This window comes from Acidovorax sp. SUPP950, from assembly GCF_030158935.1.
Lineage (GTDB): Bacteria > Pseudomonadota > Gammaproteobacteria > Burkholderiales > Burkholderiaceae_C > Paracidovorax.
The window spans coordinates 74989-89257 of the sequence record NZ_BQXE01000006.1; the positions used below are offsets into that span (position 1 = coordinate 74989).

10 protein-coding genes are annotated in these 14269 nt (G+C 68.0%); 2 read left to right on the forward strand and 8 right to left on the reverse strand.

The window, feature by feature from the left end:
- Positions 1–19 precede the first annotated feature (19 nt).
- The 3 genes from smc to AVME950_RS20155 form a co-directional block, all read right to left on the reverse strand.
- Entirely contained in the window at positions 20–3544 is a 3525-nt protein-coding gene (smc, locus tag AVME950_RS20145) for a chromosome segregation protein SMC (RefSeq protein ID WP_284431160.1), read from the reverse strand.
- Between the two features lie 210 nt (positions 3545–3754).
- Positions 3755–4087 (reverse strand): YnfA family protein, encoded by a 333-nt coding sequence (locus AVME950_RS20150; protein ID WP_284431161.1) that lies wholly within the window; start codon positions 4085–4087, stop codon positions 3755–3757.
- A 76-nt stretch (positions 4088–4163) separates the two neighbouring features.
- Positions 4164–7316 (reverse strand): bifunctional diguanylate cyclase/phosphodiesterase, encoded by a 3153-nt coding sequence (locus tag AVME950_RS20155; protein WP_284431162.1) that lies wholly within the window; start codon positions 7314–7316, stop codon positions 4164–4166.
- A 239-nt stretch (positions 7317–7555) separates the two neighbouring features.
- Between AVME950_RS20155 and AVME950_RS20160 the strand changes: the two genes are divergently transcribed.
- Complete coding sequence (locus AVME950_RS20160) at positions 7556–8026, forward strand: CopD family protein (RefSeq protein WP_284431163.1); 471 nt, start codon at positions 7556–7558, stop codon at positions 8024–8026.
- Between the two features lie 60 nt (positions 8027–8086).
- On the opposite strand, the gene AVME950_RS20165 is transcribed toward AVME950_RS20160, so the two are convergent.
- The 4 genes from AVME950_RS20165 to AVME950_RS20180 form a co-directional block, all read right to left on the reverse strand.
- Positions 8087–9265: a hypothetical protein gene (locus tag AVME950_RS20165; RefSeq protein WP_284431164.1), complete on the reverse strand. Its 1179-nt coding sequence runs from the start codon at positions 9263–9265 to the stop codon at positions 8087–8089.
- 378 nt (positions 9266–9643) lie between these two features.
- Positions 9644–9982 carry a DUF3325 domain-containing protein gene (locus AVME950_RS20170; protein ID WP_284431165.1) on the reverse strand — a complete coding sequence of 113 codons (339 nt, stop codon included), beginning with the start codon at positions 9980–9982 and terminating at the stop codon, positions 9644–9646.
- On the reverse strand, positions 9975–11657 hold the full coding sequence (locus tag AVME950_RS20175; RefSeq protein WP_284431166.1) for a PepSY-associated TM helix domain-containing protein: 1683 nt from the start codon (positions 11655–11657) through the stop codon (positions 9975–9977). The genes AVME950_RS20170 and AVME950_RS20175 overlap by 8 nt, the downstream gene beginning before the upstream one ends.
- A gap of 88 nt (positions 11658–11745) precedes the next feature.
- The gene (locus AVME950_RS20180) at positions 11746–12045 is read right to left on the reverse strand and encodes an iron uptake protein (RefSeq protein WP_272569545.1); all 300 of its coding nucleotides are present in this window, start codon (positions 12043–12045) and stop codon (positions 11746–11748) included.
- A gap of 166 nt (positions 12046–12211) precedes the next feature.
- Here AVME950_RS20180 and AVME950_RS20185 point away from each other — a divergent pair, with 166 nt between their 5' ends.
- The gene (locus AVME950_RS20185) at positions 12212–12883 is read left to right on the forward strand and encodes a hypothetical protein (protein ID WP_284431167.1); all 672 of its coding nucleotides are present in this window, start codon (positions 12212–12214) and stop codon (positions 12881–12883) included.
- A 41-nt stretch (positions 12884–12924) separates the two neighbouring features.
- Here the strand turns inward: AVME950_RS20185 and AVME950_RS20190 are convergent, their stop codons facing one another.
- Complete coding sequence (locus AVME950_RS20190; RefSeq protein WP_284431168.1) at positions 12925–14190, reverse strand: SLC13 family permease; 1266 nt, start codon at positions 14188–14190, stop codon at positions 12925–12927.
- Between the last annotated feature and the right edge of the window lie 79 nt (positions 14191–14269).

Consider the following 14269-nt stretch of genomic DNA (forward strand, 5'->3'; position numbering starts at 1 on the left):
ACGTGCGGCTTCTGGGGGTTCAGGCATCGGCCATGGACAGCGCGGACTCCATGTCCACGGCCACGATACGCGAGACGCCCTGCTCCTGCATGGTCACGCCGATCAGTTGTTCGGCCATTTCCATGGCGATCTTGTTGTGGCTGATGAAAAGGAACTGCGTGCCGCTGCTCATGCTGGACACGAGCTTGGCATAGCGTTCGGTGTTGGCATCGTCCAGCGGCGCGTCCACCTCGTCCAGCAGGCAGAACGGTGCGGGGTTGAGCTGGAAGATGGCGAAGACGAGCGCGATGGCGGTCAGGGCCTTCTCGCCGCCGGACAGCAGGTGGATGGTCTGGTTCTTCTTGCCCGGCGGCTGCGCCATCACCTGCACGCCGGAGTCGAGGATTTCGTCGCCGGTGATGATGAGGCGCGCATTGCCGCCGCCGAACAGCTCGGGGAACATGCGCCCGAAATGGCCGTTCACCGTCTCGAAGGTGCCCGAGAGCAGTTCGCGGGTTTCGGCGTCGATCTTGCGGATCGCGTCCTCCAGCGTGTTCATGGCCTCGGTCAGGTCCGCGGTCTGCGAGTCGAGGAAGGTCTTGCGCTCGCGCGCGAGGTTCAGTTCCTCCAGCGCGGCGAGGTTGACTGCGCCCAGCGCCGCGATCTCGCGGTGCAGGCGGTCGATCTCGCTTTGCAGGCCGGCCGAGCGCACGCCGCCGGCCTCGATGGACTGCGCCACCGCCTCCAGGTCGGCCTGCGCATCGGCCAGCAGCGTGGTGTATTGCTCCAGGCCCAGGCGCGCGGCCTGCTCCTTGAGCTGGAATTCGGTGATGCGGGCGCGCAGCGGATCGAGCGCGCGTTCCAGCTGCATGCGGCGCTCGTCGCTCGCGCGCAGCTTGGCGGTGAGGTCGTCGTATTCGCTGCGCTGGGCGCCCAGGGCCTTCTCGCGCTCCATCTTGAGGTCCAGCGCCTGCTGCAGGCCGCCCTGCGCCGCGGCGTCGGACAGCCGCGCCATCTCGTCGCGGGCGCGCTGCTGCTCGTCGGCCAGCGCGCGGGTCTGGCTGCCCGCCGTGTCCAGCGTGCGGGCGAGTTCGGCCCGGCGCGCCTCCAGGCTGCGGCGGGAGAACGTGGCCTCCTGCGCCTGGCGCTCCAGGCTGCGCTGCTGCTCGCGGCATTCGGCGAGCTTGCGCTCGGCGGCGATCACGCGCTCGTCCAGCTGCGCGTGGCGCTCCTGGCTGTCGGCCAGCTGCATGTCCAGCTCTTCGAAGCGCGCCTCGGCCGTCACGCGGCGCTCCTGCAGGTCGGCCAGCTGCGCCTCGACCTCGGCCAGGTCGGCGCCGATCTGCTCGCTGCGCGCGCGGGCCTGGTCGGCCAGTTGGGTCAGGCGCAGCGTTTCCACCTGCAGTTCATGGGCGCGGCTTTGCGCCTCGCTGGCTTCGCGGCGCGCGGCCACGAGGCGCTGCGAGGCGTCCGCGTAGGCCGACTCGGCGCGCACCAGGGCCGTGCGCGACTCCTCGCTGATGAGGGCCTGGGCGCGCAGTTCCTTTTCGAGGTGCTCGATCTCCTGCGCGCGGGCCAGCAGGCCGGACTGCTCGGAGTCCTGGGCATAAAAGCTCACGCTGTGCGCGCTGACCGCATGGCCCGTGGGCACGTAGACCACCTCGCCGGGCTGCAGCGTGGGGCGGCGGTTCAGGGCCTCGTCGAGCGTCTGCGCGGTGTAGCAGCCCTGCAGCCAGTCGGTGAGCACGGCGCGCAGGCCGGCATCGCCCAGGCGCAGCAGGTCGGACAGGCGGGTGGCGGCGCCGGTGGGCTCGGGGATGCCGGCGGGCGGCGCGGTGTAGAAGGCCAGCCGGGCCGGTGGCGCATCGTTGCCGCCCGCGCCGAGAAAGCCGCGCACGCTGTCGAGCCGGCTGACTTCGAGGGCGCCCAGGCGCTCGCGCAGCGCGGCCTCCAGCGCGTTCTCCCAGCCGGGCTCGATGTGGATGCGGCTCCACAGGCCCTGCAGGCCGTCGAGGCCGTGGCGCGCCAGCCAGGGCTGCAGCTTGCCATCGGTCTTGACCTTCTCCTGCAGCGCCTTCAGCGCCTCCATGCGCGCCGACAGGTCGGCCTGGCGGGCGCTTTCCACGTTCACGGCCTGCTGGCGGGTGCGGCGGTCCTCGTCCAGCTGCGGCACGGATTCCTGCAGCTCGGCCAGCCGGGCCTCGGCCATTTCGGCGCCCTCCTGGGCGGCATCGAGCTGGCCGCGCAGATTGACCAGCCGCGCCTCGTCGGGCGCGGCCAGCGCGTTGCGGTCGGTGCGCAGGCGCTCGTGGCGGGCATCGAGCTGGCGGCTTTGCTCGTCGATGCTGCGCTGCTCGGCGGCCAGCACACCGATCTGCTGCTGCACCTGCACCACGGCGCCGCGCTGCTCGTTGGCACGCTGCTGGCCCTGGCGCAGCGCCTCTTCGAGGTCGGGCAGCTGCAGGGCCTGTTCCTCAACCTGGGCGGCCAGCAGTTCGGCACGTTCGTCGGCGTCCACGCCGGCACCGGCGAGGTTCTCCATCTCGTGTTCGGCCTCTTCCTTGCGGGCCGACCACTGCGCGATCTGCTCGGCGAGCTGGGCGAGGCGCAGTTCCACGCGCTGGCGGCCTTCGACCACGTAGCGGATCTCGGCCTCCAGGCGGCCCACTTCGGCCGTGGCCTCGTAGAGCTTGCCCTGGGCCTGGTTGACGTGGTCGCCCGCGGCGTAGTGCGCCTGGCGGATGGTTTCGAGGTCGGATTCGACCGAGCGCAGGTCGGCCATGCGCGATTCGAGGTCGTTCACGGCCTGCAGGCCGTCGGCGCGCACCTTGGCCTGCTCGGCCTCGGCATCGGCGCGCTTCAAGAACCACAGCTGGTGCTGCTTGAGGGTGACGTCGGCCTGCAGCGCGTTGTAGCGGGCAGCCACCTCGGCCTGCTTTTCCAGGCGCTCCAGGTTGGCGTTCAGCTCGCGCAGGATGTCTTCGACCCGCGTGAGGTTCTCACGCGTGTCCGACAGGCGGTTTTCGGTCTCGCGGCGGCGCTCCTTGTACTTGGAGACGCCCGCGGCCTCTTCCAGGAACAGGCGCAGCTCTTCGGGGCGCGACTCGATGATGCGGCTGATGGTGCCCTGGCCGATGATGGCGTAGGCCCGCGGCCCCAGGCCCGTGCCCAGGAACACATCCTGCACGTCGCGCCGGCGCACGGGCTGGTTGTTGATGAAGTAGCTGCTGTTGCCGTCGCGCGTGAGCACGCGCTTGACGGCGATCTCGCCGTACTGGTTCCACTGCCCGCCGGCGCGGTGGTCGGCGTTGTCGAAGACCAGCTCCACGCTGGCGCGGCTGGCCTGCTTTCGGCTGGTGGTGCCGCTGAAGATCACGTCCTGCATGGACTCGCCGCGCAGCTCGCTGGCCTTGGACTCCCCCAGCACCCAGCGCACCGCATCCATGATGTTGGACTTGCCGCAGCCGTTCGGGCCCACCACGCCCACCAGTTGGCCCGGCAGCATGAAGTTGGTGGGTTCTGCGAACGACTTGAAGCCGGCGAGTTTGATGGAGTTGAGACGCACGGGTCTGTGGGCGGGCTGGGGGCGTTGAAGCGCTCAAAACGGCGCGGCCGCGCCGCCGGGCGGGCCAGCGTGGCCAAGCCCCGGATGATACCGTGCCGGGGTGGCGCGACTGCCAGGGAAACGACCCGCTCCTACAGCCGCCGCTGCTTCAAGCAAAAAAGGCCTCCAGCGCAATCAGCACTAGGGCATATAGCTATCAAAAGAGTAGCATCAGCCAGCGCGGGGGGCGAAGGCGATGATCGCCATGCCGGCCAGGGAGACGGCCACGCCCGCCAGGTCCCACGCGGTGGGGCGCACGCCGTCCACCGCCCAGAGCCAGCCGAGGGCCACCGCCACGTAGACGCCGCCGTAGGCCGCATACACCCGGCCGGCCGCGGCCGGATGCAGGGTGAGCAGCCAGGCGAACAGCGTCAGGCAGGCAGCGGCCGGCACCAGCAGCCAGGGGCTCGCGCCCTGGCGCAGCCACAGCCACGGCAGGTAGCAGCCCACGATCTCCGCCAGCGCGGTAACGGCGTACAGCGCCAGGGTTTTCAGTTCGAACATGGGACGGCTCGGAAGGACCGGGAGGGACTGGCAGGCCCGCAGGCGTTGCGGGGCGGCGGGCGGCGGCCGGGGCCCCTCACACGATCAGCGGGCTCAGGCCCGCGGCGTGATCGATCACCAGGCGTTCGAAGCCGTCCGCCGGCAGCGGCGGGCTGAGCAGGTAGCCCTGCCACACGTAGCACTGGTTGCGTGCCAGGAAGGCGCGCTGCGCCTCGGTCTCCACGCCCTCGGCGATCACGCGCAGGCCCAGGCTGGTGCCCAGGGCGACGATGGTGCGCGCGATGGCAGCGTCGTTGGGGTCGGTGAGCACGTCACGCACGAAGCTCTGGTCGATCTTCAACTCGTCCAGCGGCAGGCGCTTGAGGTAGGCGAGCGAGGAATAGCCCGTGCCGAAATCGTCGAGCGAGAAGCCCACGCCGTAGGCGCGCAGCTGGGCCATCTTGTCGATGGTGTCCTCCACGTCCTGCAGCAGCAGGCTTTCGGTCATCTCCAGCTTGAGCCGGCGGCCATCCGCCCCGGTGCTCGCCAGCGCCGCCAGCACCTGGCCCACGAAGCCGCTCTGGTGGAACTGGCGCGCGCTCACGTTCACGGACAGGCCCAGGTGCGAGAGCGCCGGCCGCTGCGCCCACCGCGCCAGCTGAGCGCACGCCGCCTGCAGCACCCATTCGCCCAGCGGCAGGATGAGTCCGGTCTCTTCGGTCAGGGGAATGAAATCGGCCGGCGAGACGAAGCCGCGCACCGGGTGGCGCCAGCGCAGCAGCGCCTCGGCGCCGGTGATGCGCCCGTTGTCCATCTGTGGCTGGTAGAACAGCTCGAACTGCTGGAGCGCGATGCCCTCGCGCAGGTCCGATTCGAGTGCCGCGCGGGCCGCCACCAACGCCTGCATCCGCGGGTCGTAGAACTGCAGGCTGTTGCGCCCGCCGGCCTTGGCCTGGTACATGGCCAGGTCGGCGCGCTGCAGCAGTTCGTCCACCGTCTCGCGCACACCCTGGAAGATGGTCACGCCCATGCTGAGCGTGCTGTGGTGGGCCTCGCCCTCCAGCACGAACGGCCGGCGCAGGGCCGCCAGGATCTTCTGGCCCATCTCTTCCGCGCGCGCGGCGGCGTCTTCGGGGCTGTCACCCAGGTCTTCCAGCACCACCACGAACTCGTCGCCGCCATGGCGCGCCACGGTGTCTTCGGCCCGCACGCAGTCGCGCAGCCGCAGCGCCACCTGGCGCAGCAGCATGTCGCCGCGCTCATGGCCCTGGGTCTCGTTCAGGGTCTTGAAGTTGTCCAGGTCGAGCATCAGCACCGCGCCGCAGCGCTGGCTGCGGGTGCTGGCGGCCAGGGCCTGCTGCAGCCGGTCGAGCAGCAGCCGGCGGTTGGGCAACTGGGTGAGCGGGTCGTAATAAGCGAGGTAGCGGATCTCTTCCTCCGCCGCCTTGTGCTGGCTCATGTCCACCACGGTGATGAGGCGGTCGTCGCCCAGCGCCACGCCGGCCAGGTCCACCGTGCGCAACTGCCCGCCCTTGCAGGTGATGGCGTGCTCGCGCGGCGCGATGGCCTCCTGGCCCGGCGCCTCGGCGCACACGGCCAGCCAGTCGGCGATGGCCTGCTCGCGCTGCGCCGCATCCGGAAACGCCAGGCGCCACCAGTCGTCCACCGTGGGGGCGTCTTCGGCGGTGTAGCCGCAGATCTGCACGAAGCGTTCGTTGCGAAAGCTCACCACGCCGTCCTTGCGCACCAAACACACGCCCACCGGCAGGCGGTACAGGATGCCGCGCAGGCGCAGCTCGCTGTCGCGCTGGCTCTCTTCCATCTGCTTGCGCTCGGTGATGTCCTGCACCACGGCGATGGAATGGTGCGCCGGGTTGCCGGGCATGCGCATGGGCGACACGGTCAGATCGGCCCAGATGACGCGCCCCTCCTTGTGGAAGTAGCGCTTTTCGTAGCGGAACTCCTCGATCTGCCCCTGGGCAATCTGCTCCATCAGCGACTCGCCGGCGGCCAGGTCGTCGGGGTGCGTGATCTCGCCCACCGTCTTGGTCGACAACTCGGCCTCGGTGTAGCCCAGGATGTCGCAGAACTTGCTGTTGGCCCGCACGAAGCGGCGGCTGCTGGCCTCGACCTGCGCGACGCCCACGGCAGCCTGGTTGAACAGCGCGCGAAAGCGCTCTTCGCTCTCGCGCAGGGCCGAGCCTGCGGCGGTGGCGAAGCTCACGGCCTGCGTGCGGCGGCGCACCAGCAGCGTGATGAGCGCGGACAGCAGGGCCGTCACCAGCAGGCCGCCGCCGCCCATCATCGCCGGCAACTGCGCCTCCGAGCGCGACAGGAAGGGCTGCAGGGGCTGGAAGGTCAGCCGCCAGCGCCGGTCGTGCACGCGAAGCTCACGTTCATAGCGCTCCATGGCGGGACGCACGCCGCTTTCCAGCGCCAGCAGCGTCCGTTCGGAAGACGCGGAGCCATCGCTCACGGAGCCGATGTCCCGCACCGACATGCCCACGCCCCGCAGTTGGCCCTCGGACTGCAGGGCCTTCACCATGTCGTAGAAGCGGATGGTGGCGGCCACCGAGCCGATGTAGCGGCGCACGCCGCCCGCGCCGTCGTCGAACACGGGCAGCCGGATCACGAACCCGGCGCGGTTGTCGCGCTCCTGCAGCAGGTCGAACGGTTCCGAGGCCACGATCTGCCCGGTGTCGCGGCTGTAGCGGATGGACGCCATGGTGGCCGGCAGCGAGCCGACATCCAGGCCCACGACGTACTCGTTGCCCACGATCGGCCAGATGTAGTCGGCCACTTGGTATTCGGGCCGGTCGCCGGGCGGGCGGATGGCGAACGTGGACGGCGCGCCCGTTCGCGCCAGGTCGTCGGCCCGCACCCGGGCCTCGTAGGCCTCCTTGTCGGCACGCGTCACGTAACGGGTGAAGGCCACGTTCTTCACGCCGGGGTAATGCTGGGCAAGGCGCAACTCACGCGCCGCATGTTCGAAATCGGCGCGCCCCAGCCGTGGGTTGACCAGGAACAGGCTGCGCAGACCGACCACCAGTTCGGTATGCGAGGCGATGCGGGCCTCCAGCGCCGTGGTGAACGACCGTGCCTCCTGGGTGAACCGCTCGCGTGCGATGCGCGCCACCGAATCGCTCTGCTGCTTCCACAGTGCCCAACTGGCAGCCATGCCGAGCAGCGCGCAGAGCACCCCTGGCAGCCAGGGCCAGCGTTGCAATCGCAGTGCTTTTGGAAGCGTCATGGGCAGATGGAGGAAATCCCGGGCGCGGCGCGGGGAATCCGTCCACGATAACCCACGAGGATAGCCACAATCGACGTCGGTTTTGACGTCAATAGCCTCAATGTTCTTTTTTGTAACAATGGCCTGTCCGTTTTCCATAGCCATTGCCGTGCTTGCACCCGCGTTGGCGCCCTATCCTCCCGCCCTGGCGCCCTGCCTGGGCGCCCGTCCCGGCTCCCGAACCCCTCAGAAAGTCTCCCATGCTGTACAACGCGCTCCAATTGGTCCATGTCCTGGCGATCATCGTTTGGCTGGGGGGCATGGCCTTCGCCCATTTCTTCCTGCGCCCGGCAGCCCAGGCGCTGGAACCTGCCCAGCGCGTGGCGCTGATGCACGGCGTGCTGCAGCGTTTTCTGGGGGCGGTGCTGGTAGCCGTCGTGCTGGTGCTGTCCAGCGGGCTGTGGATGATCGGCAACGTCGCCCGTGCCGCGGCGCAGTCGGGCGGCCGTTTTTCCATGCCGCTGTCTTGGACGATCATGGCCACGCTGGGCATCGTGATGATGGCCCTGTTCGGCCACGTGCGTTTCGCGCTGTTCAAGCGCCTGCAGCGCGCGGTGGCGGCGAGCGACTGGGCCGCGGGCGGCAAGGCGCTGGCTTCCATCCGCACCTGGGTGGGCGTCAATATCGCACTGGGCGCTGTGATCGTGGTGGTGGTGTTTCTGTTGCGGTGAGTGCAGACAGAGCGAGGCACCACCAGTGCCATTGCTCGTCACCTGCCCACCGATGGAATGTCAGTGCGTTGATGATCCGCCCACTTCGCTCGGCAGGAAAATGGCTTCCACCTGCCCATGGTCCGGGGCCTTGCTGCCGCTGTTGAAAAACTCCGCTGATTCCTGAATCTCCAAGCTGGTGCCATGGAATGGATCGCGAATGCTGAGAAAGAATTTGCCCTTGCTCTCGCGGACGTTGTCCAGCATCAGCATGTGCCCCCCCTTGCCGAGAATGCAGGGGCCGTATTGGTCGATTTTTTCCGCCAAGTCACGCCAGGCTACTTTTCTGCTTCTGTCTTTGCTGAACAGGCTGCTCTTGTAGCTTAACTCGTGCGTCACCTGGAAAGGCTCCAGGCCAGTGGCCAACTTAATCGAGTGCATGACGGCGCGGGTGTCCCGCGCGGTGTTTGAAGCATAGACCTTGGAAGAATTCAGATCCTCCAGGTCCACCTTCCCATGGTCCAGCAGCAGCATCAGCTCACAGGCTGCGGAGCAGTCTTTGAAGGCAGGCTGTGGAACCATGAATCGGTTTCCTGGCAGGGGATAGACACTGAAATGCCCGAATTTAATGGCCGGAACAGAAACGCCGTTCGCGACAAATACCGGTTTTTTTCCGTCACCACTGACTTCCAGTCCTGCAAACCGCTTTGTCGTCAGTTGCGCAGGAGCGTCATAAATCAAACCATTTTTGATTTGTTCCGCAAAATGCCCGAACTGGCCGCGAATTTCGGGAAAACGGCGTACGACCCCATCCTTTGCACGGATGTAGGGTTCGGCGAACCACTGCGCAGGACCTTGCGAGGGCAGCTTGGATTTGGAATGGTCTACCAACCCGATGATGTTGGAACACGTTGCGTAAAAGCCGCCAATTGTGCTTGCCGGAACCAGTGTTTTTTGCTCCGGGCTCTTCTCCGCTCGAGGCGGTGGCTCCAGCGATAGGTTGGCCAGCCAAGCGCGGGTGTCTATGGGCTCATCGTCGTCACTGCTGCTGGAGTATCCGGGAACACTCGCTCTGGCCGTCATAGGCCGAGGAATTTCGGGCGAGTCCTGCCGAGATCTGCGCTGCGTCAGGTTCTGCAGTTCCGGCGGGATGCGGGTCGAACTGCTGCCTCCGCGAGCGCTTGATGAGGCCGGAGTAGATTCTTGTGAAGACGAACTCGAAGTGCGTCCGCGCGTTCCAGAAAGAGAAAATGGGGTCATGGCACACAGATCCTTAGATCACGCCATGGTCGGCATGGACCTGATGCATCGCTTCACCGCAACCGAAGCATTGAGGACATCTGCGAAAAAATCCCGACCACACCGCCGTTCTCGCGTCACAGTGAGAGCGTTGCCCAAAATAAAACAAGGAACTCAACCGCCCCCACCGAAGCCGTGATTTGCCAGAGCCTTGCCTAATCGAATACGGTTAACCGCCCCGGTGCGGAATCAAGAATCGGTGCATTTAAGCCTCACCTAAGCTGGGATGGGAATCATGGACTCCAGTAGCCCGCATCAATCGATCTCCTCCTCCCTCCTGGGCTGCTTTTCGACCCGCTTCGGCGGGTTTTCTTTTTGTAGCGCAGTTCGCTCGTTCACTCAGCGGCCCGTACCCGTGGCGGCCGGCACCCACGGGACCAGAATTCCCAGTGTTCGCGGGCGCCAGGCCAGTGTCAGGGTGATGCCGAAGGCAGCCCCCGCCAGAGCCATCACCCACACCAGCGAAGCCATCGAGCCGTGGTCCACGCTCAGACACAAAGCCAACGATCCAACCAACGCGGCGGCGCCTGCCACGCGCAGCGCCACTGCCGTGCGGCGGGACTGGGGGGTGGCGTTGCCGAGTGCCTCGTCCCAGTGCACTTCCATGGACAGTGCCAGCCACCCCATCCCGGCGACGTTGGCCGCTACGGCGGCCAGCAAAAGCAATGCGTCAAGCACGAGAAGCCCCCGGTATGCCCTGGGCGGTGCGGCCCACCGTTGCGGCAGCGCTCCGCGCGCGCTGGCGAAGCCTGCGGGCCGCTACCAGGGCCAAAGCGGCGGCAGTCAGCAGGGCCAGGTCCATGCCCGCCACGGGCCAATAGCCGTTAGCAAGTGTGCGCAGCAGATGGTCGCCAGTCGTGGTCCAGTTCAGCAGCACGGCAACCACCGCCAACGCGGCCGCGGCCCAGCACTGCTCGGCCCACGCGGGCGCCATTCGGCCCTGCCCCACCGGCGCCGTGCGCCACACGCCATGCAGGAAAGCCAGCACCCACGCGCCCCAGAACACGGATTGCTCCCAGGTGCCCCGGCCCGGCAGATCGGTCGGCAGCACCCGGTTGCCGATCAGCATGGCGAAGGTGGCGATGAGCATGCCGGTCACGGTGGTCACCGCGAAGGCGTCCACCCAGCGCGCGCCGGAGAGGCCTTGCCTGGCGTGCTGGCGCTTGCGCTTTTCCACGAAGAAGATGAAGCCGGTGGCGATGCAGACGCAGCCCGACAGGCCACCCAGCACGTACAGCCAGCGCAGCAGCCAGTGCCGGAAATGCTGCAGGTGCAGGCCGGTGAGGAAGTTGTTGATGCCCGCGATCGCCGTGGGCGGCGGGTCTTCGCGCAGCACCTCGCCGGTGGCGCCCTTGAAGTGGATGCCCTCCCCCGTGAGCGTGACGCGGTCGGTGCCGGCGCGGAACACGCTCACATAGGCATTGGCATCGCCCACGTGCTGCACGTTCAGATAGCCGACCTCGCCCGCCATGCCCTTGGCGGCCCAGCGGCGCTGGGCCTCGGCCACCATGGCGTCCACCGAGGCGAGCGTGCCGGGCGTGCCCGCGCGCTTGGCCGGCAGGCCGGTTTCCAGCGCTTCGTGCTGCTCATGCAGTTCGTGCAGCGGATGCAACTGGGTTTCGGTGACGGGAAAGTAGATGCCGCCGAAGATCACCAGGCCCGAAAGCGCGAAGATGAAATGGAACGGCAGCGCCACCACGCCGGTCAGGTTGTGCAGATCAAGGGCGCTGCGCTGGGTGTGCTTGCGCGGCCGGAAGGTAAACATCTCGCGGAAGATCTTGCGGTGCATGACCACGCCGCTGACCAGCGCCACCAGCATCATCAGCGCGGCGAAGCCCACGATCCAGTAGCCCAGGCTCTTCCATTCCAGGTGCAGGCTGTAGTGCAGCGGGTAGAAGAACCGGCTGCCGATCTTGAGGTGGTCGTCCGGCAGCGGATTACCGTTGCGCGGGTCGATGGTGCGCGTGCCCCACACCTGGTCGTCCGCGTCCTTGGCATTGGGCAGGGCGAAGCTGGTGAACATGCCGAGCACCGGATCGCGGTGGGTGGTGTAGGCGCCCCAGCTGTTCACGATGGGGAAGGTGTCGGCCAGCGGGCCGTTCACCCGGCTGCGAGCCGCCTCGAGGTTGGCGGCATCGGGCCGCGTCATGGTTTGGAAGGCCGGCTGCAGCACGCGGTCGAACGACGGCATGGGCTGCGGGGCGAACCGGGTTTCGGGAATGGCCCAGCGGTCGATTTCGCGGTCGAACACCGACAGCGAGCCGAAGAAGAAAACGACCATGAGCACGAAGCCCAGCACCAGGCCGAACCAGGTGTGCAGCCAGGCCATGGTGAGCCGAAAGTTCTGGAACACGGGACGAATGCCTTTCCGCTAAAGACAGCACAGACAGGACCGACACGGCAACGGGACGGACACGAAAACCGCCGGCACAGGGGGCCGGTCAGATCAGCGCCATCTGCACCAGCGACGCGGTGCCGGCCATCAGCGCGCCGCCCCCCGCCAGCACCAGCCAGACACGGCCGAGCCGGGAATCCGAAAAGGCCCAGAGGAAGGCCACCAGAAACACGATGAAGCCCACGATGTAGCCCATGGCCTCGGCATCGTGGAACGGCATGCCCGCCGCGAATGCCAGGCCCACGCACAGCGCGATGAATCCCCAGGTGAATGCGTAGCCGCCCAGCATGCCGGCCGCGATGCGCGAGACGACATGCAGGCGGGACGCTGCAGTGCTGCCAGCCATAGTTTGCCTCGGTTTCAAAATGCGATTGGTTCTCAATTATGCCTGCGGATGCGTCCTCCGAAAACCCATGCGCGGCGTGGGCCCACCCTCGCGGCCAGGCCTGTCGCGGCGGCCGGCTATGCTCTGCGCCTTGTCCTGCCCGGCCTCCTTCGACGCTTCTTCGCTTATGTCACGTGCCCGCCTCACCCTCCTGACCCTGCTGCTGGCCATGCTGGCCGCCATCGCCGCCACGGCCTGGTGGGTGGCGCAGGGACGCATGCGCGCCGCGCGCGCCCAGGTCGCGCAGCTGCAGCAGGAGGTGAGCCAGAAGACCGAGCAGTTGCTGGGCTACACGCGCTATACCGACTACCTCACGGTGGGCAAGCAATCGCTGTCGGAGCAGATGAAGCTCATGGCGGCCACCGTGGTGCGCGAGGAAGGCACCACCCAGATCGTCGAAAAGTCCGTGCTGGGCCTGGCCTCCACAGGCGTGGTGGCGATCTGGTACTCGGCCGAATACTCGTTCGGCTACGACCTGCGGCCCCAGAGCTACGAGCTGCGCAACACCCCGGCCGGCATCGAGATCCACCTGGCCAAGCCGACGCTGGTGGCGACCCCGGCCATCAGCCAGCTGCGCCACCGCGTGCTGTCGGGCGGCCTGCTGACCGACAACAAGGGCGCGGTCATCCGCCTCACGCAGGAGGCGTCACAGCGCGCGGCCAAACAAGGCGCGGCCATGGCGTCGGACCCAGCCGTGATGGCGCTGTGCGAAAAGAGCCTGATCGCGTTCCTGTCGGATTTCCTCTCGCGCCAGCCCGGGGTCAAGGCCGTGCCGCGCATCACGGTGGTGTACCGATAGGCCTTCGCGCAGCGGCCGGACGGCCGCGTTGACACAGCCGGTCAGCGCAGCGCGACGTGCGTGATCCACAGGGTGAGCAGCGCCGCACCCAGCCCCAGGGGCATCACCCAGGCGCCCAGCCGCAGGAACTGCCAGCCACTGACCGATTGGCCTTCGCGCCGCAATGCGGCCAGCCACAGCAGTGTGGCCAGCGAACCGGTGATCGACAGGTTGGGCCCGATGTCGATGCCCATCAGGGCCGCGGCCCGCATCGACGGCGAGGCGTTCGCGGCATCCAGCGCCGCCCCCGCCAGCAGGCCGGCGGGCAGGTTGTTGACGAGATTGGCGGCGATACCCAGCAAGGCGCCCACCCCCACGTCCGCGCCGCCCGGCCAGGCCGTGGCCGCCTTGCGCAAGGCATCGGCCAGCAGCCCCACCACGCCGGTGTACTCCAGGGCCTGCACGAACACGAACAGCCCCGCCACCAGCGGCAGCACGCTCCAGGACACCGAGCGCACCGTGGGCCAGACAGCGCTGCCGCACCCGATGCGCAGCAGCGCCAAGGTCACCAGTGCCGCCCCCAGCGTGGGCCAGCCGAGCGGCACGCGCAACCACGCGCAGGCCACCAGCACCACCACCGACACGGCCAGCCCGGCGGCCGCCAGGGCGCCGCCGCGGCTCAAGGGGCTGGGAGGCACTTCGGTGCGGATGGTGGCGTCGATGCGGTGGCGCAGCGCGAACCGCAGCGCCAGGAAGGTCGCGGCGATGGACGCCAGCGAAGGCAGCGCGAACAGCGCCAGCCACTGGGGCAACGGCGGCATGTGCCCGCCCCAGAGCACCAGATTGGCCGGGTTGGAGATGGGCAGCACGAAGCTTGCCGCATTGGCGACGAAGGCGCAGATGAAGAGGTAGGGCAACGGCGAGGCACCCACCGCGCGGGCCACGGCGAACACCGCGGGGGTCAGCACCACCGCGGTCGCGTCGTTGGACAGGAACACGGTGACCAGCGTGCCCACCAGATAGACCCAGGTGAAAAGCCGGCTGCCCGAGCCGCCGGCACGGCGGGCCGCCAGGGCCGCCAGCCAGTCGAACACGCCTTCGCGGCGCGCCATCTCGGACAGCAGCATCATTCCGGCCAGGAACAGGTATACGTCTTCGCCGCGCAGCACGCCCCTCCAGGCCTGGCTGGCCGGCAGCAGCCCGAAACCCACCAGCGCCAGCGCGCCCGCCACGGCCCACACCGCTTCGGGCAGGCGCCAGGGGCGAAGGATGACCGCACTGGTCGCCACGGCGACCACGCCCCAAATCCACTGCTGCGGTGCAAGCATGAAAGCCTTTGTTCCAAAAGATTGATCGACGGCAGGAAAGAGGGCAAAAGAAGGAGCGCCCAGGACCCGGGGGGCGCGC

What these genes read in the sequence shown, in the direction of transcription:
- AVME950_RS20160 (WP_284431163.1), top strand. Translation starts at nt 7,556, where the DNA reads ATGCTGTACAACGCGCTCCAATTGGTCCATGTCCTGGCGATCATCGTT.
- AVME950_RS20180 (WP_272569545.1), bottom strand. Translation starts at nt 12,045, where the DNA reads ATGGCTGGCAGCACTGCAGCGTCCCGCCTGCATGTCGTCTCGCGCATC.
- AVME950_RS20190 (WP_284431168.1), bottom strand. Translation starts at nt 14,190, where the DNA reads ATGCTTGCACCGCAGCAGTGGATTTGGGGCGTGGTCGCCGTGGCGACC.
- AVME950_RS20185 (WP_284431167.1), top strand. Translation starts at nt 12,212, where the DNA reads ATGTCACGTGCCCGCCTCACCCTCCTGACCCTGCTGCTGGCCATGCTG.
- AVME950_RS20155 (WP_284431162.1), bottom strand. Translation starts at nt 7,316, where the DNA reads ATGACGCTTCCAAAAGCACTGCGATTGCAACGCTGGCCCTGGCTGCCA.
- AVME950_RS20150 (WP_284431161.1), bottom strand. Translation starts at nt 4,087, where the DNA reads ATGTTCGAACTGAAAACCCTGGCGCTGTACGCCGTTACCGCGCTGGCG.
- AVME950_RS20165 (WP_284431164.1), bottom strand. Translation starts at nt 9,265, where the DNA reads ATGACCCCATTTTCTCTTTCTGGAACGCGCGGACGCACTTCGAGTTCG.